We start from the raw sequence: 24,106 nt of genomic DNA on the forward strand, positions 1-24,106 counted from the left end.
AGCTACGCCGCGGAGTCAGACATGATCGCTCGCATCTGGCGCGGAATCACGCTCAGGGAAAAGGCCGACGACTACCTCGCTTATCTCGATCGCACCGGCCTTGCCGACTACGCCAAGGTACCCGGCAACCGCGGGGTCACCGTGCTGCGCCGTGTCCAGGGCGAACACTGCGAGTTCATGCTGATCTCACTCTGGGACTCGATGGGCGCCGTGCACAAATTCGCCGGCGAGAACCCCGAGAAAGCCGTCTACTACCCCGAGGACGAGCAGTACCTGCTGCAGATGGAGCCGCTGGTGCGGCATTACGAGGTGGCGGGACAAATCCCGCCGAGTGAAATGCCGGATGAAAAGCAAGGGTCGGTCAAACCGATTGCGTAGCTGCCGGTTGAAATCATCCGCAGATCGATACTCGCACTTCGTCGTTCAGGAAGCTTCCGCAGTTGTACGCGCATCCACATCGTCGTGTTAAGCGACCCGCTCGACACGGCAAGCTCGACGCCTGCGCCATGGTCGGATTCGACCCGCAACCGCAGGTCGCTGCCTTAGCCGCTTTCGCAGAGCAACCGCATCACTTCGGCGCCGAGGGCAAGATCGTCCATACGACCGAAGTGGCACAAGCGAATGCACCCGATGCGATCGATCAGGATCAGCGTGGGCGTGCCCTGCATCGCATAAGTTTGCATCGTTGCCGGAACGCGTTGTCCCGGTAGCGAGGCGTCGATGCCGACCGGATGAGTGACGCCGAATTCACGCAGAAACGCCTGCAGCGAAACCGGTTGCATCGCGGCGTGATGTTCGAACACCGTGTGGATGCCGATCACGGTTACGCCTTCCTCGGCGAACTGCCGATGGATGCGCTCAGCCTGAGGCACCGCGTGCAGCACGCAACCCGGGCAAAGCATCTGAAACGCATGCATCACGACCACCCGGCCGCGCAGGTTCGCCAGATCCAATGGTGCCTGGGTGTTGAACCATTGGTTGATCTGCCAAGCGGGAGCGACAGGATGGTCGTGCATGGAAACCTTCACTTGCGCAACGCACTGTAGACGTAGTCGTGATCCTTCTGCGGCGCATGGCAAGCGAAACAGGCGGTCGCGGCCTTGTCGCCGACGGCGCGCTGGTTGCGATCGCCGCCGCCGAAACCCTCAAAGCCCCAGCCGCCCGTCGCAGCGTATCGCCTTGCATCCTTGTGCATGACGCCGACCACCTTGCGCGTCCCTTCCACGATCGCATGATCGACGGATTGTGCGTCGAACAGGTCGAATACGATGACCGCGCCATCGGGGAATTTGCCGGACCGATAGCCTTCCAAAGCCGTTTTGTTGGCGTAGATGTGGTGGATGCCGCCGAAGGCTGCGAACAGCGGATGGCCTTCCTGGATCACCATGCTCTTTACGTGGTGCCAATCGCGATAGCCTTCCGGGTAGGAAACATCCCGTTCGCCCGCCAGCGCCGGAGCGGTCAAACTCAGCAGCGCAGTACCGATCAACCAGCGTTTCATCGCTCTCTCCACGATTGTCAGGCGGGATCGCCGATGCCAAGCTACCGCCCACTCATCTCGATGAAAAGTACGCACCTTTTGGTGGGGTGAGCACTTTTCGGTTAGTTTTGGAGCCGCCTTTGGAACGTTCCGCTCACGCCTCGGTTTCGCGGATGATCGAGGATGTGCTTGGCTGCAAGTGGAGCCTGGCCGTGATCGACTGCGCGCGACGTGGCGTTGTTCGGCCTGGTGAGATGGAACGTGTCATCGGCGGTATCCGCACCAAGGTGCTCAACGAGCGGCTGCGCAAACTTGTGCGCTATGAAATTCTCGCCAAATACAGCTATGCCGAGGTACCGCCGCGCGTCGAATATCGCCTGACCGATTTCGGTCTGCGTTTCACCGACATACTGGATCGCATTGCATCGCTGGATTCGACGCGCACCGAGCAGAGCGAACGCGCGTGAAACCGCAGCGAAGCGGGGGCATTGGCTGCGTTGATCGGGCGCCACGCTTCCGCACCCTCCGCTACAACGACGCCCGCTCACGGCGTGGCAGGCGTCGGCGCGTTACTTCTTCTTCGGAATGTACAAATCCGTGATCGTGCCTTCGTAGACCTCCGCGGCCATGCCGATCGACTCGCCGAGCGTGGGATGCGGATGCACGGTCAGGCCGATGTCCGCGGCTTCGCAGCCCATCTCGATCGCAAGGCCCAGTTCGCAAATCAGATCGCCCGCGTTCACGCCGACGATGCCGGCGCCGATGATCTTGTGCGTGGCTTCATCGAAGATCAGCTTGGTGAATCCTTCAGTGCGCGCGATACCGATCGCGCGGCCCGAGGCCGCCCAGGGGAACTTGCCGACGCCGTACTTGATGCCTTTCGCCTTCGCTTCGCCTTCGGTGACGCCGACCCAGGCGACTTCGGGATCGGTATAGGCGACGCTCGGGATCACGCGCGCGACGAACTCGCTCTTCTGTCCCGCGCAGACTTCGGCTGCGACCTTGCCTTCGTGCGTCGCCTTGTGCGCGAGCATCGGCTGGCCGACGAGATCGCCGATCGCGAAGATGTGCGGCACGTTGGTGCGCATCTGCTTGTCGACCGGGATGAAGCCGCGATCGGTGACCGCGACGCCGGCTTTGTCGGCATCGATCTTCTTGCCGTTCGGCGCGCGGCCGATCGCGACGAGCACGCGATCGTAGATCTGCGGCTCGGGCGCCTTCTCGCCTTCGAAGGTCGCCTTGAGGCCTTCCTTGGTCGCCTCGATCTTCGCGACCTTCACTTTCAAATGAATGCCGACATAGCGCTTCGACAAACGTGCCGCGAGCGGCTTGACCAGATCGGGGTCGGCACCCGGCATCAATTGATCCATCAGCTCGACCACGGTGACCTGGGCGCCGAGCGCATCGTAGACGCAGGCCATTTCAAGGCCGATGATGCCGCCGCCGACGACGAGGAGTTTCTTCGGCACATCCTGCAGCAGCAGCGCGTCGGTCGAATCCATCATGCGCGGGTCTTCCCACGGGAAGCCCGGCAGCTTCACCGCCTGCGAGCCGGCGGCGATGATGCACTTCTCGAAGTGCACGAGCTTCTTGCCGTCCTTGCCTTCGACTTCGATCTCGTGCGGCGAAACGAATTTGCCGACGCCCTGCACCACGGTCACCTTGCGCTGCTTGGCCATGCCGGCGAGGCCGCCAGTCAGTTGCGTGACAACCTTGTTCTTGAAACCGCGCAGCTTGTCGATGTCGATTTTCGGCGCGCCGAACTCGATGCCGATGTCACTCGCATGGCTGGCCTCGTCGATCACCTTGGCCGCGTGCAGCAGCGCCTTCGACGGAATGCAGCCGACGTTGAGGCAGACGCCGCCGAGCGTCGCGTAGCGCTCGATCAGCACGGTGTTCATGCCGAGATCGGCGCTGCGGAATGCGGCCGTGTAGCCGCCCGGACCCGAGCCGAGCACGACGACCTGGCATTCGATATCGGCCTTGCGGCCCGATGCGCCCGCGGCCTTTGGTGCCGGCGCGGGAGCAGCGGCGGCGGGCGCCGGAGTAGGCGCGGCTTTCGGCGTCTCGGCCTTCGCCGGCGCTGCGCTGGCGCCCGCGCCTTCCGTTTCGAGAATCGCGACTATGTGTCCTTCGGAAATCTCGTCGCCGAGCTTGACCTTGATTTCCTTGACGACGCCCGCGACCGACGATGGAACTTCCATCGTCGCCTTGTCCGATTCGAGCGTGACGAGGCCCTGGTCCTTCGTCACCGTGTCGCCCGGCTTGACCAGGATTTCGATGACGGGAACGTTGCTGTAGTCGCCGATATCCGGGACTTTGACTTCGGTGGTTGCCATTGTTTCGAGTCCTCGATCAGAGCATCGCGCGACGCATGTCGGCCAAGAGTTGGCCAAGGTAGGCGGTGAAGCGCGCGGCGAGCGCGCCGTCGATCACGCGGTGGTCGTAGCTCAACGACAACGGCAGGATCAGGCGCGGCTGGAAGGCCTTGCCGTCCCAGACCGGCTTCGTCGCCGACTTGGTCACGCCGAGGATGGCGACCTCGGGCGCGTTGACGATCGGCGTGAACGAGGTGCCGCCGATGCCGCCGAGCGAGGAGATCGAGATGCAGCCGCCGGACATTTCCGCGGGGCCGAGCTTGCCATCGCGCGCCTTGGCGGCGAGCGCCGACATTTCCTTGCCGATTTCGACAATACCCTTCTTGTCGGCGTCCTTGAGCACCGGCACGACGAGCCCGTTCGGCGTGTCGGCGGCAAAGCCGATGTTGTAGTACTTCTTCAACACGAGATTCTCGCCGCTCGCATCGAGCGAGGCGTTGAAGGTCGGAAATTTCTTCAGCGCGGCGACCATCGCCTTGATCAGGAAGGCGAGCATGGTGAACTTGACCCCGGCCTTTTCGTATTCCTTGTTGAGCGACACGCGCAGCGCTTCGAGCTCGGTGATGTCGGCATCGTCGTTGTGGGTGACGTGCGGGATCAGCACCCAGTTGCGCGCAAGGTTGGCGCCGGAGATCTTCTGGATGCGCGACAGTGGTTTCGTTTCGATCTCGCCGAACTTGGCGAAGTCGACTTTCGGCCACGGCAGCAGGTCGAGGCCCGCGCCACCGCCCGCCGCAGCTTTCGGCGCTGCGCTTGCGCCGGAGAGCACGCCCTTGACGTACTTCTGCACGTCTTCCTTCGAAATGCGGCCTTTGCGCTCGCTGCCCTTGACCTGGGCGAGGTCGACACCGAGCTCGCGCGCGAACACGCGCACGGACGGACTCGCATACGGCACCTTGTCCGGCATCACCGTGTCGGCGCCGAAGTTGATCGGCGGCGACGCCGGGCTGCCGGTCGCGACCACCGCCGCCGCAACCGGCACGGGAGCCGGCGCGGGCGCGGATGGTGCGGGCGCCGCAACCTTCGCCGCAGCGGAAGCCGGCGCGAAAACCGGCGCCGCGCCCGCCGCCTCGATCAACGCGACGATATGGCCTTCGGAGATCTCGTCGCCGAGCTTGACTTTGAGTTCCCTGACCACCCCGGCGACAGACGAAGGCACTTCCATCGTCGCCTTGTCCGATTCGAGGGTGACGAGGCCCTGGTCCTTCGTCACCGTGTCGCCAACCTTGACCAGCACCTCGATGACCGGCACGCCGCTGTAGTCGCCGATGTCGGGCACCTTCGCTTCCTGCAGGCCGCCGCCCGTTGATGCAGCCGGGGCGGGAGTTGGCGCGGCGGCCTCGGCTTTCGCCACGGGGGCCGGCGCGGCAGCTTTCGCCGCGGCCGGGGCCGGGGCCGGCGCAGCGGTTTCGCCGCTTTCGATCAATGCGACGACGTGGCCCTCGGAAATCTCGTCGCCGATCTTGACCTTGATTTCCTTGATCACTCCGGCAACCGACGACGGCACCTCCATCGTCGCCTTGTCCGATTCGAGGGTGATCAGGCCCTGGTCCTTGGTTACGGTGTCGCCCGGCTTGACCAGGATCTCGATGACCGGCACGTTGCTGTAATCGCCGATATCCGGCACCTTGGCTGCTACGATTTCGGCCATGCTCCCTCCTCAATCGGCACGTGCGCCGCCGAGGGCACTGCACCGGTCACGACAAAATGACGAAAACGCGGCCGCGGCCGCTCCGTCATGATAATGCGAACGAGGAAATTTGCACGAGGCGCGGGCAACAATCTTCCCCGCGCCCGCAGCAGGCATGCGCGCGGCAGCACGGGCGCCACGCCGGGCATGAGGTGCAGACGAGCGCAATCCGGAACTCAACGCGGCACGGCAGGCGCCTCGTGCAGCTTCTTGTATGCCGGCTCGTCCACCGGCACGCCGTCGGCGTTGCAGCTGCCGAATGCGCAGAGCTGCCTGCGGATCGGCTCGTTCGCCTGGGCTATCAAGTGAAACAGCACGTTTTGCTCGAGAGAGCCATGCACCGCGGCCGCGCCGGGGCCGCGCGCGAATACGGCGACGTCGTCGCCGCTGTGCGTTTCCGAACCGAGCGGCACGACCGATTCCTGCATGTAGTCAGGCGCCTCCGTGTCGATCTCGTCGAGATCGGGGCGGCCTCTCGATGCCGCGAAGAACGCGGTCGCATTGTGCGGATATTTCTTCGCACCTTCGGCCTCGTGGTCACTTTCGCCGGCGTAGCCTGGACCGTTGGCGTAGCCGAGCGTGGTGAACGAGCGGCCGATCGCGTCACGTGCCAGTTCCTTCGATGGCGCACCTTCGCCGCTCGATCCACGCAGCTTGCCGAGGATCGGGTTGCCGCGATTGGCGTAGCCGGCAAACGTCATCGTGTGCGAATGGTCGGCGGTGACGAGGATCAGGGTGTCGTCGGCATTGACCAGTTCCACCGCCGCGCGAATCGCATCCGAGAACGCGATCGTCTCGGTCAGCGCACGGTACGCATTGCCGGCATGATGGCCGTGGTCGATGCGCCCACCCTCCACCATCAGGAAGAAACCATTCGGGTTGTGTTTCAGCACCGCGATCGCCGCACGCGTCATTTCGGCCAGGCTCGGCTCCTTGACCGGCCGTTCGAGTGTGCGCTCGTACTCGTACTGCATGTGCTCGGGATTGAACAGGCCGAGCAGATGCTTCGTCTTCGCCGGATCGACATTCGCGAGCTGCTCGGCATTCCAGACATAGGCCGCGCCGGGCCTGGCCTGCCATTCGCGGATCAGGTCGCGCTTGTCGAGGCGCTTGCCGATCAAGCCGTCGTACTGCGGATCGGGCTGCGGCGCGGGCATGAACTCGGTGCGGCCGCCGCCGAGCGCCACGTCGAGGCCGCCGCCGAACGGAAACTCGACGAGCTGGCGCGCGAAGTCGACGCAGCCTTGCGCGCGCGCCTCGTCGGGCATGGCCATGTCGTATTCCCAGTCGCGTTCGGGCAGGTGGCCGTAGGTCGCGGCCGGCGCCGCGTGGGTGATGCGCGTGGTCGTCACCGCACCGGTGGCCATGCCGGTGCGCGCGGCGAGTTCGAGTGCGGTCACTGCCTCGTTGCCCTGCGCGCCCTTGCAATCGCCGCGCCTGCCGATCTGGTTGACGCCGATCACACCCGAGCGCGTCTTGATGCCGGTCATGATCGCGGTCATCGTGCCCGCCGAATCGGGCGTCTGGAAATCGGTCGTGTAGGTGCGCAACAGCGCGGTATAGGGGAACGTCTCGAAGCTCAGGCGATTCTCCTCACCCGATTGACCCTTGCGCTGGCCTTCGAGGATGCGCGCCGCGGCGATCGTCGCCGCACTCATCCCGTCGCCGAGGAACACTATGACATTTCTCGCCTGTGGCGAAGCGCTGACGTTCTTCGCCTTCGATTGCGCAGCGCCCAGACCGGCGCGATTCGCGGCTGCCGCGGCGGCACCGGCGCGGAACCACCAGGCCGGCGTCTCGCCGTCGGGATGCCGGATCCCTGCGACGTCGATCGCATGCACGGATCCAGCGGGCCGAATGGGCGCGGCACAGGCAGCGAGAATGCCGCACAAGGCGGCGCCAAGCGGGGCGTGGGCAAGGTGCGGCATCATCCTCGTGGATTCCGGAGTGTGGATCCACGACGATTATCGACAGCAATGTGACGGTTTGACGAAACCGCCTCCCGCCCCGGAACGTGCCGGAACGGGAAGGGCCGTGCGCGCTTACGGCGTCGTCGGACGCACCTTGTCGTTGTGCTTCTTGTTGTAGATTCGCGCGCTCTGGTGGTTTTCCTTGCCCTGGATGCGTGCCTGTTCGCCTGCGCCGACGCGACCGTTGGCTCCCGCATGCGCTTCGGCGCGATCGACATGCGCCTGCCCGCGTTCGAGCGAGCCGGCCTCCTTGTTGGTCAGCTGGCCGGAACGCACGCCTTGATGGATGCGCGCGTCCTGGTTGACGTTGCGTTGCACGTCGGCTTGCATGCGCTGCGAGGAAGCGGAGTTCGGGTTGCCCTTCACTGCGTTGTGATTGTCCTTGTAGATGTCGGCACTGACGTGATTCTGCTCGCGCTGGATCTGCGCTTTTTCGCCGGCACTGAGCTTGCCGTTACGCATGTCGCGCGCTTCGGTGGCGTCGACGCGGCGCTCCTGGTTTTCCAGGCTGGCCGCTTCCCTGGTCGAAAGCTGGCCCGACTTCAGGCCCTGCTCGATGCGCTTCTGCTGGTCCGTGTCGCGCGCGGTTTCAGTGCCTGCGTTCTGCGCGTGCGCGCCGAACGAGAGCAGCAGGGCGGCGATGGTCGTTGCGATCATGGTGCGTTGCATGTGAATTCTCCCTCGGTTGTACGAGCGCGGGATTTGCGCACGAACCGCAACAACGAAGCTGGTTGCGCCGCGTTGACACCGAGCATGAAGCGCAGCCAAACGACGCACGCGGGGCGAACGCTGTCATCCGATTGGCACCTCGTCCGTTGAGAGGGGGTACCGATCCCACATCCACGAACCCCCATGATCCGCTCACGAATCCTGTACATCGCCGTGCTGCTCGCCGCGGGTACGGGCGCAGCACAGGCGGCCAACGGCCCCGCAACGCTGAGTCGCGACGACGCACTCTGGCTCGACCGCATCACCTTCGGGCTCGACAGCGCCACCGTGGCGCGCTTTCGCGAGCTCGGCCGCCAGCGCTTTCTCGACGAGCAGCTTGCCGGCCGCGACGACACGCTGCCGGCAGCCGTGCAGGCACAGATCGACGGCCTCGACATCGCCCACAACTCCGCCGCCAAGCTGGTCGTCGACGAGGTCGCCGAACAGAAGCGCATCAAGGCGCTTGGGGACGAGGACATGAGGAAGGCGGCGCGCAAGGATCGCAACGACATGGGCAACAAGCTGGCCTACGAGGCGACGCGCCGTGAGCTGCTGCGCGCGATCTACTCGCCCGACCAGCTCAAGGAGCAGCTCGTCTGGTTCTGGCTCAACCACTTCAATGTGTTTGCGCAGAAAGGCTACGTGAAATTCCTTGCCGGCGACTACGCCGACCAGGCCATCCGCCCTTACGCGCTCGGCCATTTCCGTGACCTCGTCATGGCCACGCTGAAATCGCCGGCGATGCTGCAGTACCTCGACAACGCGCAGAACGGCAAGAACCGGATCAACGAGAACTACGCGCGCGAACTGATGGAACTGCATATGCTCGGCGTCAACGCCGGCTACACGCAAGGCGACGTGCAGGAACTCGCCAAGATCCTCACCGGCGTCGGCATCGACACCAACCACGACGATCCGAAGGTGCGCCCGGCGTTGCGCCGCTATGTCGTGCGCGAAGGCCTGTTCACGTTCAATCCCGAACGCCACGACTTCGGTGATCGCGTGCTGCTCGGGCAGAAGATCAAGGGCGGAGGCTTCGACGAGATCGAACGTGCGGTCGACCTGCTCGTCAGGCAGCCGGCCTGCGCGCAGTTCATCTCGCGCGAACTCGCCACCTACTTCGTCGCCGACGATCCGCCGCCGAAGCTCGTCGAGAAGATGGCGCACACGTTCCAGCGCAGCGACGGCGACATCGCCCAGGTATTGCGCACGATGTTCGAATCCGACGAATTCACCGCCTCGCTCGGCGGCAAGTTCAAGGATCCGATGCACTACGTCGTCTCGAGCGTGCGCCTCGCCTACGACGGCAAGACGATCACCAACATGCACCCGGTCGTCACCTGGCTCAACAACCAGGGCGAGGCGCTGTTCGGCCACTCCACGCCCGACGGCTACGCGCTGACCGGGGACGCGTGGGCGAGCTCCGGGCAGATGAGCCGTCGCTTCGAGATCGCCCGCGTCATCGGCAACGGCAATGCCGGCCTGTTCGACGCCGCCGACGGCACGAAGAGCGTCGACACGGGCTTTCCGCAGCTGTCGTCAAAGCTGTATTACGACGGCATTCAACCGTACCTGTCGAAGACGACTCTCGCTGCGCTCGACAAGTCGGCCTCGCAGCAGGAATGGAACGCATTCCTGCTCGCGTCGCCGGAATTCAATTCCCGTTAGCTGTTGCTCGCAATTCCCGTCCGAAGCATGCGGGAACCACCGAACGAATTCAGGAGCACATGCCATGAGACGTCGCCATTTTCTCCAACTCGCCGCCAGCGCTTCCGCGCTGCCGATGCTGACCACGGCCGGGCGCGTGTTCGCCGCGCCGCCGTCTTCGCCGCGCTTCCTGCTCGTGTTCCTGCGCGGCGGCTACGACTGCGCGAACCTGCTGGTGCCGTATTCAAGCGACTTCTACTACCAGTCGCGACCGAACATCGCCGTGCCCCGACCTGATCCGAAGTCCGACAGCGGCACGCTGGCACTGGACAGCGACTGGGCGTTGCCGGCCGGGTTGCGCAATTCGATCGGCGAGATGTACGGGAACAAGCAGGTCGCCTTCGTGCCGTTCGCCGGTACCGACGATCTTTCCCGCAGCCACTTCGAGACGCAGGACAACATCGAACGCGGCGAGCCGACGCAGGCGCATGGCGATTTCAACTCGGGATTCATGGCGCGCCTGTCCAGCACCTTGACCAGCAAGGTGCCGCCGATCGCATTCACCGACGCGCTGCCACTGACCTTCCGTGGCGCCAGCGACATCCCGAACATCTCGCTCAAGTACGTCGGCAGGCCGGCCTACGATGATCGGCAGACCGCAATCCTCACTTCGATGTATCAGGGCAATCGCCTGCAGGGCGCGGTCAACGACGGACTCGAATTGCGCGCGCATGTCGCCAAGGAGTTCGAAACCGAAATGAACCAGGCCAACCGCGGCGCGGTCAGCGCGCGGGGGTTCTCGCTCGAGGCGCAGCGCATAGCGAAGATGATGCGCGACCAATACCGACTCGGCTTCGTCGACGTCGGCGGCTGGGACACGCATGTCAACGAAGGCAACGACAAGGGCCAGCTCGCGAACAATCTTGCCAACCTCGGCGATGGACTCAAGGTGTTCGCGCAGGAACTCGGGCCGGAGTGGAAGAACACGGTGGTCGTCGTCGTCTCCGAATTCGGCCGCACCTTCCGCGAGAACGGCAACCACGGCACCGACCACGGCCACGGTTCGGTCTACTGGGTACTGGGCGGCAGCATCGACGGCGGCCGCATCGCCGGCGAGCAGGTCAAGGTGCAGCAGTCCACCTTGTTGCAGAACCGCGACTATCCGGTGCTCAACAACTATCGCAGCCTGCTCGCGGGCATGTATGTGCGCATGTGGGGCCTGTCGCCGACGCAGTTGGCGCAGGTGTTTCCCGACGCCCGGGCCACCGATCTCAAGCTGGTGTGAGTCGCGTCACGCGCGGCTGCCGCCGACGCCGGGGTGTTCGCCGTACGTGAACATGCCGCGTCGATTTCGACGAATCATCTGCCGTCGACAACGAGTATCTCGATACTGCCGTCGAGTACCGGTGCGCGCGGATGCGGTTGCTGGCTGGTCGGTTCGGGTTTCGGCCCGAATTTCGTCGCGACGAGGTAGATGCGATGACTTTGCGGATCGAGCGCGAGCGTGCGCGCGCTGCGTTGCGTGGCGAGGTTCTGCGCGACCGTATAGTGATCGGCGTCGACCTGTTTGACTACGGTCAGCGTGCCATCGTCGTCGTTGCAACTGAACACGAGGCCGCGCTGCGCATCGTAGGCCGCGGCGTCGGGACCCTTGCCGATCGCCACGCGTGCAACCGTTTTTCCGCTGCTGCTGTCGGTCACCGCCATCTTGCCGTTCTGGCAGACCGAGAACAGCCGATGGCGTACTTGATCGAAAGCAAGGCCGTAAGGATCCTCGCAATCCTCGAACTTCCATCTTGCCATCAGTTTCGCGGCGCGCGCGTCGATCCGTGCAAGCTCGCCCGTGTCCTCGATGTTGAAGAAGATGTTGCCCTTGTCGTCCGCCACCGCACACTCGGGCTTGCCGCCGGCGGGGATCGTGGCGAGCATTTTTCCCGCCAGTGGATCGATCACGCTCACGTCCTTGCTGCGCCCGTTGAACGTGAAGAGGCGCTTGCTCGCCTTGTCGTACAGGATCGCATCCGGGTTGTGGCCGCCGACCGCAATCGTGCCCGCGCGCTTGAGCGTCACAAGGTCGAATACGGTGACATCGTCCACGCGGCCGTTGCTCGTGCAGCCGCGACCGATTTCGCGCGCAAGTGCGATGCCGTGCACGCCGCCGGTACCCGCGATCGTCGCGGCGAGCGAGCCATCGGCCATGTTGACCACGAGCACGCGGTCGGAGCGGCTGACGAACAGGTGGCCGGACACCGCGTCGGCAAGCAGATAGTCCCATCCGCCCGGACCACCGATCGCGTAGCGCGCGACGACCGCATACGCCGGCGCGACGACCGGCGCCGAGGGTGCCGCGTGCGCGGCGAGGCTCGGCGCAAGCAAGCCTGTCACGCAGGCAACGGTACGAAACAGGCGCCTGCAATGACTCCAGGCACCGGAACGGGTGGCCACCATGGTCGCCCGGTGCGGGTCGGATTTTCCCTAAACGCCCTTCGCGTAGCGCAGCAGCACGCTCCATTGCGCGAACTTCGCCGCGCGCGGGACCGACGCGTTCGCCGGGCTCGTCGATGGCAGCGCGAGCACATCGAGGCGTTCGCGCCATGACGGCTTCAATTCCGGTTCGATGTGGCGGCGGAAGCCTTCGGCGGCCTTGCCGCCGTTGAGCGCGATCGCGCGGATCGTCGGCTGTCGCGCGAGCAGTCGCGGGATCGCGTTCGGCACCTCGCTCGCCTTGACGATGCTGCTGTCGAGGCTGCCCGGCCGCTCGACCTGCCGGTACACATCCCAGATGCCGATGCCGCGCGCGTGCAGGCGCGCGATGCGTTCTGCATAAGGCCGTTCGCGGCCTGCGTCGAACAACTCGCCCATGAACGCCCAGAACAGGTTGTGCGCATGAGCATAGGACTGGCGCAGTTCCAGCGAACGCAGCGACGGCACCGTGCCGAGCACGAGTACACGGCAGTCCGCGCCGACCTGCGGCGGGAAGCTGGCGACGTGGTGCAGCGCGCGACGCGACATACACGAATGTGCCATGCCGCAACCTGGGGGGTCTCCGCATCCCGCGCCCGGCGGCGGTGGCGCTCAGGCGCCGTTTTTGAGCGCGGCGAGATCGGCAAGCACCTGGCCGGAGTTTTCCTTCGGATCGACGCCGACGTAGTGCTTGACGACCTTGCCGGCCGGATCGATGAGGAAGGTTTCGCGCTTGGCGTAGCTGATCTTCATCTTCTCGCTGAAAGTGAGCACGCCGTAGGCCTTGGCCGTTGCCTGGGTGTTATCGGACAGCAGCGGAAACGGTACATGGTATTTCTCTGCGAACGCCGCATGCGACTTGATGTCGTCGAGACTCACGCCGAGCACTTCGGCGCCGGCCTTGCGCAGCTTGAGCACGTCGTCGCGGAACGTGCATACCTCGGTGGTGCAGCCCGGCGTGTCGTCCTTTGGATAGAAGTAGAGCACGACCCACTTGCCCTTGTACTGGTCCAGCGTGCGCCAGTCACCCTTCTGGTCCTGCAGCTTGAACGCGGGCGCCGCGGTACCGACCGCGGGCGCTGCGCCCTGCGCGTAAACCTGGAACGCAATGGCTGTTGCGGCGAACGCGGCAATGAGGCGAAGAGCGGTTTTCATGGCATTTCTCCGTGGCTTAGTGAGTCGTAGACCGGAACGTGTGGCGATTTCTTGCGTGCGGATTTCACGACTGCGGGCTTCAGCCCGGCCAGACAGTCTTCGACGGTCGGGGTGGCACCGCGCAGCATGCGAGCCTCACTTCACCTGCAGCAAATCCCACTTGTTGCCGTACAAGTCCTCGAACACCGCGACCATGCCGTATGCCTCGTGCCGCGGCGCCTCGAGGAAATTCACTCCTTGGGCGAGCATGCGCGAACGATCGCGGGCGAAGTCGTCGGTGTGCAGGAACAGGAATACGCGGCCGCCGGTCTGCCCGCCGATGCACGCGGCCTGCTCCGGCGTTGCAGCCTGCGCGAGCAGCAACGGCGTCGCCGCCTCGCGCGCGGGCGCGACGAGCACCCAGCGCTTGCCCCCGCCGAGATCGGTATCGGCGAGCACGACGAAATCCAGACAGCGTGCATACCACGCGATCGCTTCGTCGTAGTCGCGCACGACGAGGCTGACGGCGCCGATTTTCCTCGTCGTCATTTCTTCTTGGTCGTGTTCGGCAAATGCGACATGTCGAGTCCGCCGGTTTCGAACACGAGCGTCTTCCGGCCGTCGCCAACGAGATTCACTTCGATCGCGACCTTCTTCGTCTTCAGCACGCGCGCGATGAACGCCTTGTCGTCGTCGATGAACAGCGCCGGCTCGCCGGTCGGCGGAATCGTCGCCTTCCACGGCTTGGCCGGCTCGCCGTCGAAGCTGATCGACAAGGTTTTGCATCCCGACTTGCAGTTGAACTTCTCGTTGTCGAGGATCAGGTACACGGTCTGCCCCCACTCGGGATGCTGGCGCAGGATCAGATGCACATGCTTGGCATCCTTGCCGCTCAGGCCCGGTGGCGCCAGCGGCGGCTCGTTTTCGATCGAGCCGGCGTACTGCGTGCCGCCCTTCACCGAGGTCACCGTGTACGCCCACAGCCGGGCGAGACGGCGCGCTTCGCCTTCCTCCTTCGCCTTGGCCGTCACCTCGCCGAGGGTTTCCCTGATCTTCGCCGCGGCGGCGCTGTCGGGGTATTTCGCCACGGCCTCGGCGCCGACCTGGGCTGCGATATCGAGGCTGCCGGTCGCGCGCATCTGCTCGTAGAGCTTGAGGCTTTTCTCGGCCTGCGCCGCGGCGTTGGCTTTGGCGACCGCAACGGCGTCCGGCGCGGGAGCTGGTGGTGCATTCGAACTCGACGAACATGCGGCAAGCGCGAGCGCACTGGCGAGGACGATGATGGCGGAAAGCCGTTGCGACATGACCCACCTCGTTGCGGAAACCATATCGCAACGATACCCGACTGCAGCGCTTGCCGACAAACCGGGCGCCTATCGACAGGGATCGCGACCGAGGTTCTTGTCGTACGTCGATACGTCCTGGTCGTGACCGCGGCCGCTGCGTCCGGGTGCCCCTGCGCGTCGCATTTCATAGCACGCGTCCGCGCGCGCGATACGCGTCGAAGTCACCGCGACCGACTTCGCCGCTGCGCCCTTCGTTCGGGCACCGTGGCCAAGATGCGCCGACGGCCCCTGTTCGACCGCCGCGACCGAGCGCGGGCAGGCGCTGTGGCGATAGAACACCTGGCCATCGCCGGTACGGCATTCGTACGACGCCGCTCCCGCAGACTCGCCGCTGCGTGAAGCGGTATGCGCATGAGCGGCGCGCGGGACCTGGCGCGTGGTCGTCTCGCGCTTGGTCGCATATTGGGGTGATGCGGTGTACGCCGGCGCGGGTGCAAGCACGACCCGGGTTTGCGCGGCAGCCACGACGCAAGGTCGATCCTGAAACGTCACCGCGCCGCGCGCGTCGGTGCAGCGGTAGACTTCGGCGCGCGCACCGGTGGCGTAGCCTGCGAGCAGGAGCACGGCCAGCCATTCGTACCAGCGCAACGGCCGAGGTGTGCGTTCGAGATCGAGCATGGCGTAACCTCCATATCGTCGTTACCCATGGTCCAGCGGCAGCGGTCCCGGCACCATCCGCAAGCGGCGTCACTTCATGTAGGAAATCGCCGATCCGTGGTGTCTGCTCGCCCGCACCACGTCTGCGTTCAATCAATGCACAATCCGCATGTGAGAAAGATCGTGCACATCGACATGGACGCGTTCTACGCCAGCGTCGAGCAGCGCGACGACGCCAGTCTGCGCGACAAACCGGTCGTCGTCGCCTGGCGCGGCGCGCGTTCGGTGGTCTGCGCGGCCTCGTACGAGGCGCGCAAGTTCGGCGTGCGCTCGGCGATGCCGGCGTTGCGCGCGGCGCGGCTGTGCCCGCAGGCGATCTTCGTGCCGCCAGACTTCGCTCGCTACCGCGCCGTGTCGAAGCAGGTGCGCGAGATTTTTTTCAAGCACACCGATCTGGTCGAGCCGCTGTCGCTCGACGAGGCCTATCTCGACGTGACCGCGCCGAAGACGGATTTCTCTTCCGCCACCGCGATCGCCAAGGCGATCCGTGCGGAAATCTTCGAGGTGACGCAACTCACCGCCTCGGCCGGCGTTGCGTCGAACAAATTTCTCGCCAAGATCGCCTCGGACTGGCGCAAGCCGAATGGCCTGTTCGTGATCAAGCCGGAACAGGCCGACGCGTTTCTCGCGCCGTTGGACGTGGCGAAGATTCCCGGCGTCGGCAAGGTGATGAACGCCAAGCTCGAAGCGCTCGGCGTGCACACCTGCGCCGATCTGCGCGCGTTCGACTTGCGCGAACTCGAACGCCGCTTCGGCCGCTACGGTCTGCGCCTGCGCGAACTGAGCCTCGGTATCGACGAGCGCCGCGTGAATCCCGACCAGAGCGTGCAATCGATTTCGTCCGAGGATACGTTCGCGCACGACGTGCTGCTGAGCGAAATCGAGCCGATGATCCGCGAACTGGGCGTGAAAACTTGGGCGGCAACGCGCAAGACCGAACGCGTCGGCCGCACCGTCGTGCTCAAGCTCAAGACCGCCGACTTCCACGTCCTCACGCGCAGCCACACGCCGCCCATGCCGCCGCAGACCGAAGAGGGTTTCGTCGCGCTTGCCTTGGGCCTGCGCGAACGCGTCGACCTGCCGCCGCGCACGCGCTACCGCCTGGTCGGCGTCGGCCTCGCCAATTTCCGCGACGAGCACGAACTGCCGCCGCAGGCGGAACTGTTCGAGGACAGCCCCGCCGGCGAACGCTAGGCTGCTATGCCCAGGGTCAATGTCGCGACGTAGCCACTGGCGACGTCGCCGGCGATCGTCGCCATCTCATAGGTCGTGCCGTCGCTGAACACGTTGTCCTGGGCAAAACTCGTCACCGAGGTGTTCTGCCCGTGCGCGGCGTACAAAGTGGAATTGTATACCACCTTGGTCACGTCCTGCGGAAACGCCATCTGCGTCGTGATCACCGCCGTGCCCTGGGTCAGCACGTCGTTGAGGTAGGCCTGGATGTGGATGTGGGTGATACGTCCCGTGTACCAGCCCGGATAGATCGTCTCGAACACCGCCTGCCCGCTCGTGTCGGTGACCTGGATGCCGCGCAGGAAAGTATCACCGACCGTGCTGACGCCGCCGGTCTGGTTCGTGTAGCCCGAGTAGACGCCGTCCTTGTCGCAATGCCAGATGTAGATCGCCGCGTTGGAGATCGGCGCGCAGCTGTTGTTGACGTTGATCAGGCGCAGCACCACACGCAGCGGCACGCCGGTTTTGCTTTCGGTGATGTCGCGGCGCTGGATCGCCGAATTCGACAGGATCGAATACAGCGGATACGGCCCGTCGGTTTCGCTCGGGATCAGCGCGCAGCTGCTGCCGAACACGCAGGCGGCCGGCGTCGCGCCGGTACGCGTGCGCAGGATGTCGCCCGACTTGCCGGCGAATTCGCCTGCGCTGAAGTTGTAGCTGAACACGGCCGAGCCGCAACTCGAATAGGTGAGAGTCGCGGTGCCGACTTCGGTCACGTTGATCTTCGTTGCCGCCGAATTGAACGTACCGTTGGTGCCAACGTAGAGCGTCAACCGGATCGTGTGGTCGCCGGCCACGTAGCCCGTGCTTTGCGCGGTCATCCAGCGCAATCCCGACGCGCCGCTGCTCTCGCCGTTCTCGGCGTAGGTGAACCAGGCCGCGAATACATACGGATACGCCGAATTCACTTCGATGACCAAGCCCTGACCGCTGGTGTCGACGTTGTACCACGCGCCGGAAAGAGCGAAGTCGGCGGCGCTCGCGGTCGTCGTCGTGTCGGCCGACGTGCAGGCCGCGTTGCCGAGCAGGCGCACGAGCGGAACCGTGCCACTGCGGCCGTCGTTCAGCGTGAAGGTGAAACTGCCCGAGGTGCACGAATCGAAGCTCAGCGTCGCGCTGCCGACTTCGATCGCATACGGTTTCGGCGTCGCGTTGAAGTTGCCGCCGCTGGATTGCCAGATCGTCAGCGTCGCGCTGCTCGCGCCATCGCTGATCGTGCCGCCAAAGGTGTACCAGCGCTGCGTGGTGACGTCGCCCGCCGTGGTGTCGTAGGTGAACCAGGCGCCAAACAGGTACGACTGGCCGGGAATCACTTCGATCAGCATGCCCTGTCCGCTCGTGGCGCGGTCGTACCAGGCGCCGCTCAAACCCTGCTGGTCGATGTTCGGCGCGGCGCTCGCGGTCGTGGCTGCCTGTGCGAGCGGACCCGATGCACGCGAAGCGACTTCGCCGAGCATCGGCAGCGCGGACAGCGCGCCGAAGGCGCCGAGCATGCGCCGTCGTGCGGGACGCATGCCCGGGTCGCGGAGAATTGCAGCCGATGGCTCGGCGGGTTTCGCCGGCAGCGGGAAAATGCTCGGCGCGGGTGCGGGATCGATGTGGGTCGGCATGAGTGGATTCCTTCTTGCTTGCTTGTTATTGGGCGCGTTTGGAACCATGAAACGTTTGGAGTTCCGCGCCGATTATTCCTCCGCTGACAATGTATAAATGTGGATATTTTCAGTATTCACGATTCACTAACGCGATCGCGGACAAGGCCGACGCAGCGCCGCGTCCACAGTGTCTACGCATTGCGCGCCTTTGTGGATTCTTCATGGATTCAGTCATTTCTAACGGCATTGCGGCGCCGTGCCCGCTAGGCTGCCGTTGCCCTGCGACCGCGTACCCGGACACAGGGTACCCGTCGCGCCGAAGCGGTTTTCGAGGCGCCCGATCGACGGATCTGCCGGCAAGCTCGTATCGGCGTCCGTGGTCCCGAGATCGGGCATGCCCGGGCATCGGCGCGACGGCCTCCCCTTCATTCCGAGGTCACATCATGAAAACCAGACTGCTCTCCCTGCCCTTCGCACTCTCGATCATTTCAGTCGGCCCCGCCGCCGCACAGACCGCCGCGGCCGTGCCCACCAATGTCACCGCTGCGGCCGCCGCGGTCGAAACCGCGTGCATGCAGGTCCGTTCGGACGAACTGCAATACCGCATCCAGGTCGCGCTCGGCGATTCCACCAGCGCCACCGCCGCGCAGGCGACACTCGACACCGACCGCACCGTGTTGCAGACCGCACAACAGACCCTGCATACGGCGGTGCAATCGTACCTGTCCACGGACGAAACCGCGCTGAAGGCCGCGCATGCCCAGCTCGAAAGCGATTTCACCCAGTTGAAGGCCGATGTCGCCGCCGCCAACGGCAACGCCGCCGCCGACCAGACCAAGATCGCGACCGATGCCGCCGCGGTGCAGACCGCCGAGGCGCAACTCGAAGCCGATCATCTGGCGCTCGCCAATGCCGGCGCGATGCCGCATTGCGGTGGCCCCGGCGGCGGCCCGGGCGGCGGCCCGGGCGGCCGCTGAATCGTCGTTTCGGAAAATCCGGAGCAGGTCACGGCCTGCTCCGCCTCACGCGATGATGTGCGGCACGAAACGCGCAGTGTCGCGCGTGATCAGCGTGGCGTCTTCGCGGATGCCGATGCCGGAAGGACGGTCGCCGACCACCCAGCTGCCGACCAGCGGGTAGCCGCCGCCGAAGTGCGGCAGCGGATGCACGGCCTGGCGGATCGTCGGCGCATCTTCGTACGGGCCTTCGCTCGCCGTCGTCGAATCGTCGGCGAGATGCATTTCGATGTTCGCGCCTTCGCGCGAGAAGAACGGTTTGCGCACCCAGCCGGCGGGCAGCGCGATGCGCGTGTCGTCTTCGAAGAATGCGGGCAGCAGGTTCGGATGATTCTCGTGGCGCTGCCAGAGCAGCGGCAGCACGCCCTTGTTCGACAGGATCGCCTTCCACGGCGGTTCGATCAGGTGGATGCCCGATTTCGGCAACGCGCTGCCGAATTCTTCGGCGAACATGAATTCGAGCGGATAGAGCTTGAACAGCGTGCCGATCACGCTGTCGTCGAGATCGGTGAAGCGACCGTTCCTGGCCAGGCCGATGTCCGCGACCGCGATCGCCTTCGTCGCGACGCCGGCCTGCTCGGCGCAATCGCGCAGGTAAGTGATCGTGGCCTGATCCTCGACCGATTCGCGCGCGGCGGAAAAATGGAACGGCCGCGGCAGGCGTTTCGCAATCGCGCCGAAGGCCTCGATCAGGTTTTCCTGGATCAGGTTGTACTGGTCGGCCTGCGCGGGCAGCGCACCACGCCGCTTCTGCTCTTCGAGCCAGTGCCACTGGAAGAACGCCGCTTCGTAGAGCGACGTCGGCGTGTCGTAGTTGAACTCGTAAAGCTTCGCCGGGCCGTGGCCGTCGTAGGCGAGATCCATGCGGCCGTAGACGTGCGGCGCGGCAGTGCGCCACGACTCGGCGATCCAGTCCCAATAGGCTTCCGGTATCGCGAGCCGTTTCAGCAGCGACTCGTCGCGCACGCAATCGGCGACGAGATCCATCGCCATCTCGTGCAGGTCGCCGCTCGGCGCTTCGATATCGCGCTCGATTTCCTCGAGGGAGAAGCAGTAGTACGCGCTTTCATCCCAGTAGGTTTCGCCTTCGATGGTGTGAAAGCGGAATCCGAGCGAATCCGCGCTTGTGCGCCAATCTGGCCGCTCGGCGATCTCGATGCGGCGCACGGCTCAACCGCCGGACGACGAGCCGCGCGACGAACCGCCCCAACCGCTACGCGCGGCGGCCACCGAGCCGAAACCCGAGCGCGACACGGTGACGGCGCGATTCGGTGCGATGTCGACCGGATGGTACGAACGCGCCGTCGAGCTGCCGCCCGAGGTGCCGCTGCCGAAGCCGCGGCTGCGGTCGTCGCCGTACTGCGCGTATTGCCCGCTGCGGAAACGATAGATCGGCGCCGAGTCGTAGTAGCCCGACGGATAGCGCGGCGACGTCAGCTGCGAAATCAGGAAACCCGCCATCAACGGCGTCCACAGGCTCGACTGGTTCGCGCCATCGTGCACGACACGCTCGCGGCACAGGTCGCCGAATTGGGCGATGCATTCGTCCCTGGTCTTGAACTTCGGCGAATTCGCCTCGTTCGCTTTCGTCGCATCGTCGAACGCGCGCTGGCAGACGTCGGCGGCGTTGCCGTCCTTCTCGCAGGCGGCAACGTCGGTGTAGAAACCCTTGCGCAGCGTCTCTTCCGGCGCGTTGTCGCAGCCGGCAAGCAGCAGCGGCGCGGGCGCCATCAGCACTAGGGTCAGGGCACGGGAACGTTTCATTGCTTTATCCGGGCGAGAAGAAGATCACAAGATTCACCACGAAAACACGGAGGACACGAAGAGGAGCCAGAAGGAAGATCGCTCATTTGCTTTTGTCCGCGCCCCCCGCGACTCCGTGGCGGATCTTTGCTTTTCAATACGTCATCGAAGCGGCATTGAGGATGCCGACGCCGAGCGAGATGCCGGCGAGGAAGATTGCCGGCGCGCGCTCGTCGTTGCTGATTTCCTCGGAGATGTGCGGCAGAAACAGGCGCACGGCGACGAAGACCAATACCTGCACGACCAGCGCGACGAGGCCCCATATCAGGCAGTCGAACCAGCTCACCGACTGCGCGGTCGCGGTCGCGACCGGAATGATGAAGCCGAGCAAGGCGCCGGCGAAGGAGATCGAAGCGGCCTCCTTGTTCTCGCGGATCAGGTGCATCTCGTCGTGCGGCGTTACCCACAAATAGATCACGACGAACGCCGCGGTCAGGCCGATCGCGAGGCCGAAGTAGGCGAGGAACGCGGGCAAGGTGCTCAGCGAATGGGCAAGCTCGGTCGGCATGGCGCAGCTCCTTCAGGTGATGTCGAATTCGGCCGTGGACAATGGGATGCCGACAGCCTGGCTGATGACGAAGTCCGCAGGACCGGAGTCCTCGCCAGCGACGAGCAGCAGCTCGTTGCGATCCATGTCCGGCAGCTCGCGCGAATAGAGCATCGAGTACAGGGTCAGAGTGCAATCAGCCGTGGTCGGGTTTTGCTTGTAGACGCTTTCCTCAAGCGGCACCGGCGGCGCCATGCCCGCGCCCTCGCCCCAGACGCGGCGGTACGCGCAATCGCCGAGCGTGTACTCGGGCAGGCGCCCCGCCGTACACCAGCGCTCAAACGCATCCTTGCTCGCCGGATTGATCGACTCGGCATAGACGAACAGGTTGATGTCGCCCGGTTCGCCGTTGACCGTCGCGATCTGCAGGAACGCATCGTCGGTCAGGTACAGGCGATAGAGGCGATTGCCCGCGCCGAGATCGATGTCGCCGATCGCCTCGATCGTCTGCGGACTCTCCGGCCAGTCGAAGTTGAACGCACTCGCGCCAAGCTTGCCGGTGAGATCATCGAACGTCACCGCGCCGCGCAGGCGCGCGCCGTAAGGCAGTTTCGGCGCGGATGCGTCGTCTGTTTTTTTGCCGAACCATTCCATCGCGAACGTCCCCGTGCTGGATCGCTGCACTTCTGCTGTCATTCCCGCGCGTTTCTGGCGGGATTGACGACTTTGCATTTACTGCCCGAGCTCAGTTTGCTTTTACCTTTTCCGCAGGCACCGTCTGCGCCGGACTCTCCCCGGGCGCGCCAAGCTGCGCCGGCGGCTCAACCATCGCGGCGACTTTCTGGTAGCGCGCGAGCACATCATCGGCACTGACGCTGCCGGCGACGAGACCAGCCTTCGCAAGACGCGCTTCGAGATCGCCGTCGCCATCGTTCTTGGCCAGCGCATCGGCAGCCTCGATCTGCGCCCCGCGCTCGGCCTGCTGCGCCTTGAGGCGTTCGAGCGAATCGAGCGCGGTGCGCAACTTGGCGTTCTGCCCGCTGTGGCGCGCGGCGATCGCCGACTGCGAACGCAACACGCTCTCGTTGACCTTGACCTGGTCGACCTGCTGCTGCAAGCCGGTGATGCGGCGATCGGCAGACTTGATCGCGTCGTGCATCTTCGCAACCGCGCCGGCGAGGTTGTCGCAGTCCTTCTGCTCGGCGGCGAGCTCGCTTTCGAGCTGCGCCACCTTGGCCGCGACTTCGCGCGCGAGGTTCTGGTCGTTCGCCGCGAGCAGCTTCGCGATATGGCCTTCGTACTCGGCCTTCTTGTCCTGCCTGGCCTGCAACTTGTCGCCGGCGAGCCTCTGCTGCGCCATCAGGCGCGCGAGTTCGTCCCTGGCGCGTACGGATTCGTTCTGCGCATCGCGGATCTCCTGATCGAGGATGCGCACGGCGTTCTTGTCGACGATGGACTGGCCGGCCTCGGTCGCCGCGCCACGGAACAGGGTGAGGATTTTTTCCAGAATGCTCATCGGATTCTCCCTCGATCAGGCGCGGTGGATGAAATTCTGCAGAGCGTGCGCGGCCTGCAGCGTATTGTCGGCCAGGGTCACGACTTCCTCGACGATGTTCGCGATCGGCGAGCGCGTCGAGAGTTCGCCGAACACGGTGTAGACGTCCTCGCCATCGAGCGACTGCAGGCCGATGTTCGACAGCGGATTGAGCGGGTTGAGGCGCAGGCAGGCGTCGTTGAAGGCGCTGCGATCGCGCACCTGCGAGCCCAGGCACAGCGGCGTGGACACGAACAACTGCTGGCCCGAGGCGGCGAGGTGGATATCGAGGTCGCCATGCTCGGGCAGCGAGATCGCGATGGTCGGCTCGGCGCCGGCTTCCAGGCGCATGCGCAGCGGCAGGCGTTCGCGCACGGCATGGGTTTCGAGCGCGTCGAACAGGGTCTGGGTGGTCCACGGGTGAGTCATGGCGGCGTAATCCTCGATGGTTACGAGTGGCGGGGAAAGCGTGGCTTCACGCAGCGACAATTCGAGCTGGGCCAGCACGGGAACGTGTTCGGCACGGATGTAGACCTGGCGCGCGACCAAGCCCTTGGCCTTCATGCGCTCACGGAAGGCCTGCTGGCGCCGGGACTCGGCGGAACGCGGTTTATTGACGGGTTGGTCGGACATATTTAGTTACTTGTAACGTTACACGTAACATTGTTCCTTGTCAACGAATCAGTTGCCGAGTCGCTTGCCGACGCAGGCATTGCCAGTGAAATTCTCGGTCGAACCCCGGTTGGATGCCTGCGAGCCGTTGCGCCGGATGGTGGACGCGGGTTGATTCCTCGTGGGGTAGTGTGACTTCGGGGTGTTCCGATCACACGCCCGCTGCCGCAAACGTGCGCCGGACGATGCTGGTCGCGGTGCGCTGCCGTAAACGCGCGCCGGACGATGCTGGTCGCGGTGCGCTGCCGTAAACGCGCGCTCTGGATTGCGTCGATGACAACGCCACGATCGTGCGG

25 protein-coding genes are annotated in these 24,106 nt (G+C 64.9%); 6 read left to right on the plus strand and 19 right to left on the minus strand.

Annotated elements, in window-relative coordinates:
- The first annotated feature begins 21 nt into the window (after positions 1-21).
- Entirely contained in the window at positions 22-378 is a 357-nt protein-coding gene (locus AC16HO_RS11965) for an antibiotic biosynthesis monooxygenase family protein (protein WP_395643113.1), read from the plus strand.
- 164 nt (positions 379-542) lie between these two features.
- Here the strand turns inward: AC16HO_RS11965 and AC16HO_RS11970 are convergent, their stop codons facing one another.
- Both AC16HO_RS11970 and AC16HO_RS11975 read right to left on the minus strand, forming a co-directional pair.
- Positions 543-1,016 (minus strand): redoxin family protein, encoded by a 474-nt coding sequence (locus tag AC16HO_RS11970; RefSeq protein WP_395643114.1) that lies wholly within the window; start codon positions 1,014-1,016, stop codon positions 543-545.
- An 8-nt stretch (positions 1,017-1,024) separates the two neighbouring features.
- Entirely contained in the window at positions 1,025-1,501 is a 477-nt protein-coding gene (locus AC16HO_RS11975) for a cytochrome P460 family protein (protein WP_395643115.1), read from the minus strand.
- 14 nt (positions 1,502-1,515) lie between these two features.
- On the opposite strand from AC16HO_RS11975, the gene AC16HO_RS11980 reads away from it, so the two are divergent.
- Positions 1,516-1,947, plus strand: coding sequence for a winged helix-turn-helix transcriptional regulator (locus AC16HO_RS11980; protein WP_395643116.1), 432 nt, complete (start codon positions 1,516-1,518; stop codon positions 1,945-1,947).
- A 102-nt stretch (positions 1,948-2,049) separates the two neighbouring features.
- Here AC16HO_RS11980 and lpdA read toward each other — a convergent pair whose 3' ends face one another.
- From lpdA to AC16HO_RS12000, 4 genes are all read right to left on the minus strand, one after another.
- A complete protein-coding gene (gene lpdA, locus AC16HO_RS11985; protein ID WP_395643117.1) occupies positions 2,050-3,819 on the minus strand; it encodes a dihydrolipoyl dehydrogenase in 1,770 nt (589 codons plus the stop codon).
- Between the two features lie 16 nt (positions 3,820-3,835).
- Positions 3,836-5,509, minus strand: coding sequence for a dihydrolipoyllysine-residue acetyltransferase (gene aceF / locus AC16HO_RS11990; protein ID WP_395643118.1), 1,674 nt, complete (start codon positions 5,507-5,509; stop codon positions 3,836-3,838).
- Between the two features lie 215 nt (positions 5,510-5,724).
- A complete protein-coding gene (locus tag AC16HO_RS11995) occupies positions 5,725-7,479 on the minus strand; it encodes an alkaline phosphatase family protein (RefSeq protein WP_395643119.1) in 1,755 nt (584 codons plus the stop codon).
- A 111-nt stretch (positions 7,480-7,590) separates the two neighbouring features.
- Positions 7,591-8,187: a hypothetical protein gene (locus AC16HO_RS12000; RefSeq protein WP_395643120.1), complete on the minus strand. Its 597-nt coding sequence runs from the start codon at positions 8,185-8,187 to the stop codon at positions 7,591-7,593.
- Between the two features lie 183 nt (positions 8,188-8,370).
- On the opposite strand from AC16HO_RS12000, the gene AC16HO_RS12005 reads away from it, so the two are divergent.
- Together AC16HO_RS12005 and AC16HO_RS12010 are read left to right on the plus strand one after the other, a co-directional pair.
- On the plus strand, positions 8,371-9,894 hold the full coding sequence (locus AC16HO_RS12005) for a DUF1800 domain-containing protein (protein ID WP_395643121.1): 1,524 nt from the start codon (positions 8,371-8,373) through the stop codon (positions 9,892-9,894).
- 64 nt (positions 9,895-9,958) lie between these two features.
- On the plus strand, positions 9,959-11,158 hold the full coding sequence (locus AC16HO_RS12010; protein WP_395643122.1) for a DUF1501 domain-containing protein: 1,200 nt from the start codon (positions 9,959-9,961) through the stop codon (positions 11,156-11,158).
- Positions 11,159-11,232: 74 nt separating this feature from the next.
- Here the strand turns inward: AC16HO_RS12010 and AC16HO_RS12015 are convergent, their stop codons facing one another.
- The 6 genes from AC16HO_RS12015 to AC16HO_RS12040 form a co-directional block, all read right to left on the minus strand.
- Complete coding sequence (locus AC16HO_RS12015; protein WP_395643123.1) at positions 11,233-12,258, minus strand: YncE family protein; 1,026 nt, start codon at positions 12,256-12,258, stop codon at positions 11,233-11,235.
- Positions 12,259-12,348: 90 nt separating this feature from the next.
- Positions 12,349-12,900 (minus strand): DNA-deoxyinosine glycosylase, encoded by a 552-nt coding sequence (locus AC16HO_RS12020; RefSeq protein WP_395643124.1) that lies wholly within the window; start codon positions 12,898-12,900, stop codon positions 12,349-12,351.
- Positions 12,901-12,948: 48 nt separating this feature from the next.
- Positions 12,949-13,491 (minus strand): peroxiredoxin, encoded by a 543-nt coding sequence (locus AC16HO_RS12025; protein WP_395643125.1) that lies wholly within the window; start codon positions 13,489-13,491, stop codon positions 12,949-12,951.
- A 135-nt stretch (positions 13,492-13,626) separates the two neighbouring features.
- A complete protein-coding gene (locus AC16HO_RS12030; protein WP_395643126.1) occupies positions 13,627-14,019 on the minus strand; it encodes a VOC family protein in 393 nt (130 codons plus the stop codon).
- Entirely contained in the window at positions 14,016-14,774 is a 759-nt protein-coding gene (locus tag AC16HO_RS12035) for a hypothetical protein (RefSeq protein WP_395643127.1), read from the minus strand. Before AC16HO_RS12035 ends, AC16HO_RS12030 begins: the two co-directional genes overlap by 4 nt.
- Before the next feature lie 69 nt (positions 14,775-14,843).
- Positions 14,844-15,434, minus strand: coding sequence for a DUF4124 domain-containing protein (locus tag AC16HO_RS12040; protein WP_395643128.1), 591 nt, complete (start codon positions 15,432-15,434; stop codon positions 14,844-14,846).
- Positions 15,435-15,584: 150 nt separating this feature from the next.
- Here AC16HO_RS12040 and dinB point away from each other — a divergent pair, with 150 nt between their 5' ends.
- Positions 15,585-16,667 carry a DNA polymerase IV gene (gene dinB, locus AC16HO_RS12045; RefSeq protein WP_395643129.1) on the plus strand — a complete coding sequence of 361 codons (1,083 nt, stop codon included), beginning with the start codon at positions 15,585-15,587 and terminating at the stop codon, positions 16,665-16,667.
- Here dinB and AC16HO_RS12050 read toward each other — a convergent pair.
- Positions 16,664-18,316, minus strand: coding sequence for an intradiol ring-cleavage dioxygenase (locus tag AC16HO_RS12050; protein WP_395643130.1), 1,653 nt, complete (start codon positions 18,314-18,316; stop codon positions 16,664-16,666). The two genes, dinB and AC16HO_RS12050, sit on opposite strands and share 4 nt — an antisense overlap.
- A 425-nt stretch (positions 18,317-18,741) precedes the next feature.
- On the opposite strand from AC16HO_RS12050, the gene AC16HO_RS12055 reads away from it, so the two are divergent.
- Positions 18,742-19,275, plus strand: a complete 534-nt coding sequence (locus tag AC16HO_RS12055) for a hypothetical protein (RefSeq protein WP_395643131.1) — start codon at positions 18,742-18,744, stop codon at positions 19,273-19,275.
- Positions 19,276-19,320: 45 nt separating this feature from the next.
- On the opposite strand, the gene AC16HO_RS12060 is transcribed toward AC16HO_RS12055, so the two are convergent.
- The 6 genes from AC16HO_RS12060 to AC16HO_RS12085 all read right to left on the minus strand — a co-directional run bounded on the left by AC16HO_RS12060 (position 19,321) and on the right by AC16HO_RS12085 (position 23,771).
- On the minus strand, positions 19,321-20,481 hold the full coding sequence (locus tag AC16HO_RS12060; protein WP_395643132.1) for a glutathionylspermidine synthase family protein: 1,161 nt from the start codon (positions 20,479-20,481) through the stop codon (positions 19,321-19,323).
- Between the two features lie 3 nt (positions 20,482-20,484).
- Positions 20,485-21,078 carry a DUF1190 domain-containing protein gene (locus AC16HO_RS12065; RefSeq protein WP_395643133.1) on the minus strand — a complete coding sequence of 198 codons (594 nt, stop codon included), beginning with the start codon at positions 21,076-21,078 and terminating at the stop codon, positions 20,485-20,487.
- A 133-nt stretch (positions 21,079-21,211) separates the two neighbouring features.
- Positions 21,212-21,625 carry a DUF350 domain-containing protein gene (locus AC16HO_RS12070; RefSeq protein WP_395643134.1) on the minus strand — a complete coding sequence of 138 codons (414 nt, stop codon included), beginning with the start codon at positions 21,623-21,625 and terminating at the stop codon, positions 21,212-21,214.
- Between the two features lie 12 nt (positions 21,626-21,637).
- Entirely contained in the window at positions 21,638-22,258 is a 621-nt protein-coding gene (locus AC16HO_RS12075) for a DUF2491 family protein (protein WP_484335441.1), read from the minus strand.
- A 91-nt stretch (positions 22,259-22,349) separates the two neighbouring features.
- Positions 22,350-23,120: a PspA/IM30 family protein gene (locus AC16HO_RS12080; protein WP_395643136.1), complete on the minus strand. Its 771-nt coding sequence runs from the start codon at positions 23,118-23,120 to the stop codon at positions 22,350-22,352.
- A 15-nt stretch (positions 23,121-23,135) separates the two neighbouring features.
- Positions 23,136-23,771, minus strand: coding sequence for a YjfI family protein (locus AC16HO_RS12085; RefSeq protein WP_395643137.1), 636 nt, complete (start codon positions 23,769-23,771; stop codon positions 23,136-23,138).
- Between the last annotated feature and the right edge of the window lie 335 nt (positions 23,772-24,106).

It is taken from the genome of Rudaea sp. (assembly GCF_057139185.1).

Bases quoted from the DNA above. Each gene is read 5' to 3' on its own strand.
- AC16HO_RS12055 (WP_395643131.1), top strand. From the start codon at position 18,742: ATGAAAACCAGACTGCTCTCCCTGCCCTTCGCACTCTCGATCATTTCA.
- AC16HO_RS12010 (WP_395643122.1), top strand. From the start codon at position 9,959: ATGAGACGTCGCCATTTTCTCCAACTCGCCGCCAGCGCTTCCGCGCTG.
- AC16HO_RS12040 (WP_395643128.1), bottom strand. From the start codon at position 15,434: ATGCTCGATCTCGAACGCACACCTCGGCCGTTGCGCTGGTACGAATGG.
- AC16HO_RS12070 (WP_395643134.1), bottom strand. From the start codon at position 21,625: ATGCCGACCGAGCTTGCCCATTCGCTGAGCACCTTGCCCGCGTTCCTC.
- AC16HO_RS12050 (WP_395643130.1), bottom strand. From the start codon at position 18,316: ATGCCGACCCACATCGATCCCGCACCCGCGCCGAGCATTTTCCCGCTG.
- AC16HO_RS12065 (WP_395643133.1), bottom strand. From the start codon at position 21,078: ATGAAACGTTCCCGTGCCCTGACCCTAGTGCTGATGGCGCCCGCGCCG.
- AC16HO_RS12000 (WP_395643120.1), bottom strand. From the start codon at position 8,187: ATGCAACGCACCATGATCGCAACGACCATCGCCGCCCTGCTGCTCTCG.
- AC16HO_RS12030 (WP_395643126.1), bottom strand. From the start codon at position 14,019: ATGACGACGAGGAAAATCGGCGCCGTCAGCCTCGTCGTGCGCGACTAC.
- AC16HO_RS11995 (WP_395643119.1), bottom strand. From the start codon at position 7,479: ATGATGCCGCACCTTGCCCACGCCCCGCTTGGCGCCGCCTTGTGCGGC.
- aceF (WP_395643118.1), bottom strand. From the start codon at position 5,509: ATGGCCGAAATCGTAGCAGCCAAGGTGCCGGATATCGGCGATTACAGC.
- AC16HO_RS12085 (WP_395643137.1), bottom strand. From the start codon at position 23,771: ATGTCCGACCAACCCGTCAATAAACCGCGTTCCGCCGAGTCCCGGCGC.
- AC16HO_RS12080 (WP_395643136.1), bottom strand. From the start codon at position 23,120: ATGAGCATTCTGGAAAAAATCCTCACCCTGTTCCGTGGCGCGGCGACC.
- lpdA (WP_395643117.1), bottom strand. From the start codon at position 3,819: ATGGCAACCACCGAAGTCAAAGTCCCGGATATCGGCGACTACAGCAAC.
- AC16HO_RS12075 (WP_484335441.1), bottom strand. From the start codon at position 22,258: ATGGAATGGTTCGGCAAAAAAACAGACGACGCATCCGCGCCGAAACTG.
- AC16HO_RS12025 (WP_395643125.1), bottom strand. From the start codon at position 13,491: ATGAAAACCGCTCTTCGCCTCATTGCCGCGTTCGCCGCAACAGCCATT.
- AC16HO_RS11970 (WP_395643114.1), bottom strand. From the start codon at position 1,016: ATGCACGACCATCCTGTCGCTCCCGCTTGGCAGATCAACCAATGGTTC.
- AC16HO_RS12005 (WP_395643121.1), top strand. From the start codon at position 8,371: ATGATCCGCTCACGAATCCTGTACATCGCCGTGCTGCTCGCCGCGGGT.
- AC16HO_RS12035 (WP_395643127.1), bottom strand. From the start codon at position 14,774: ATGTCGCAACGGCTTTCCGCCATCATCGTCCTCGCCAGTGCGCTCGCG.
- AC16HO_RS11965 (WP_395643113.1), top strand. From the start codon at position 22: ATGATCGCTCGCATCTGGCGCGGAATCACGCTCAGGGAAAAGGCCGAC.
- AC16HO_RS12020 (WP_395643124.1), bottom strand. From the start codon at position 12,900: ATGGCACATTCGTGTATGTCGCGTCGCGCGCTGCACCACGTCGCCAGC.
- AC16HO_RS11975 (WP_395643115.1), bottom strand. From the start codon at position 1,501: ATGAAACGCTGGTTGATCGGTACTGCGCTGCTGAGTTTGACCGCTCCG.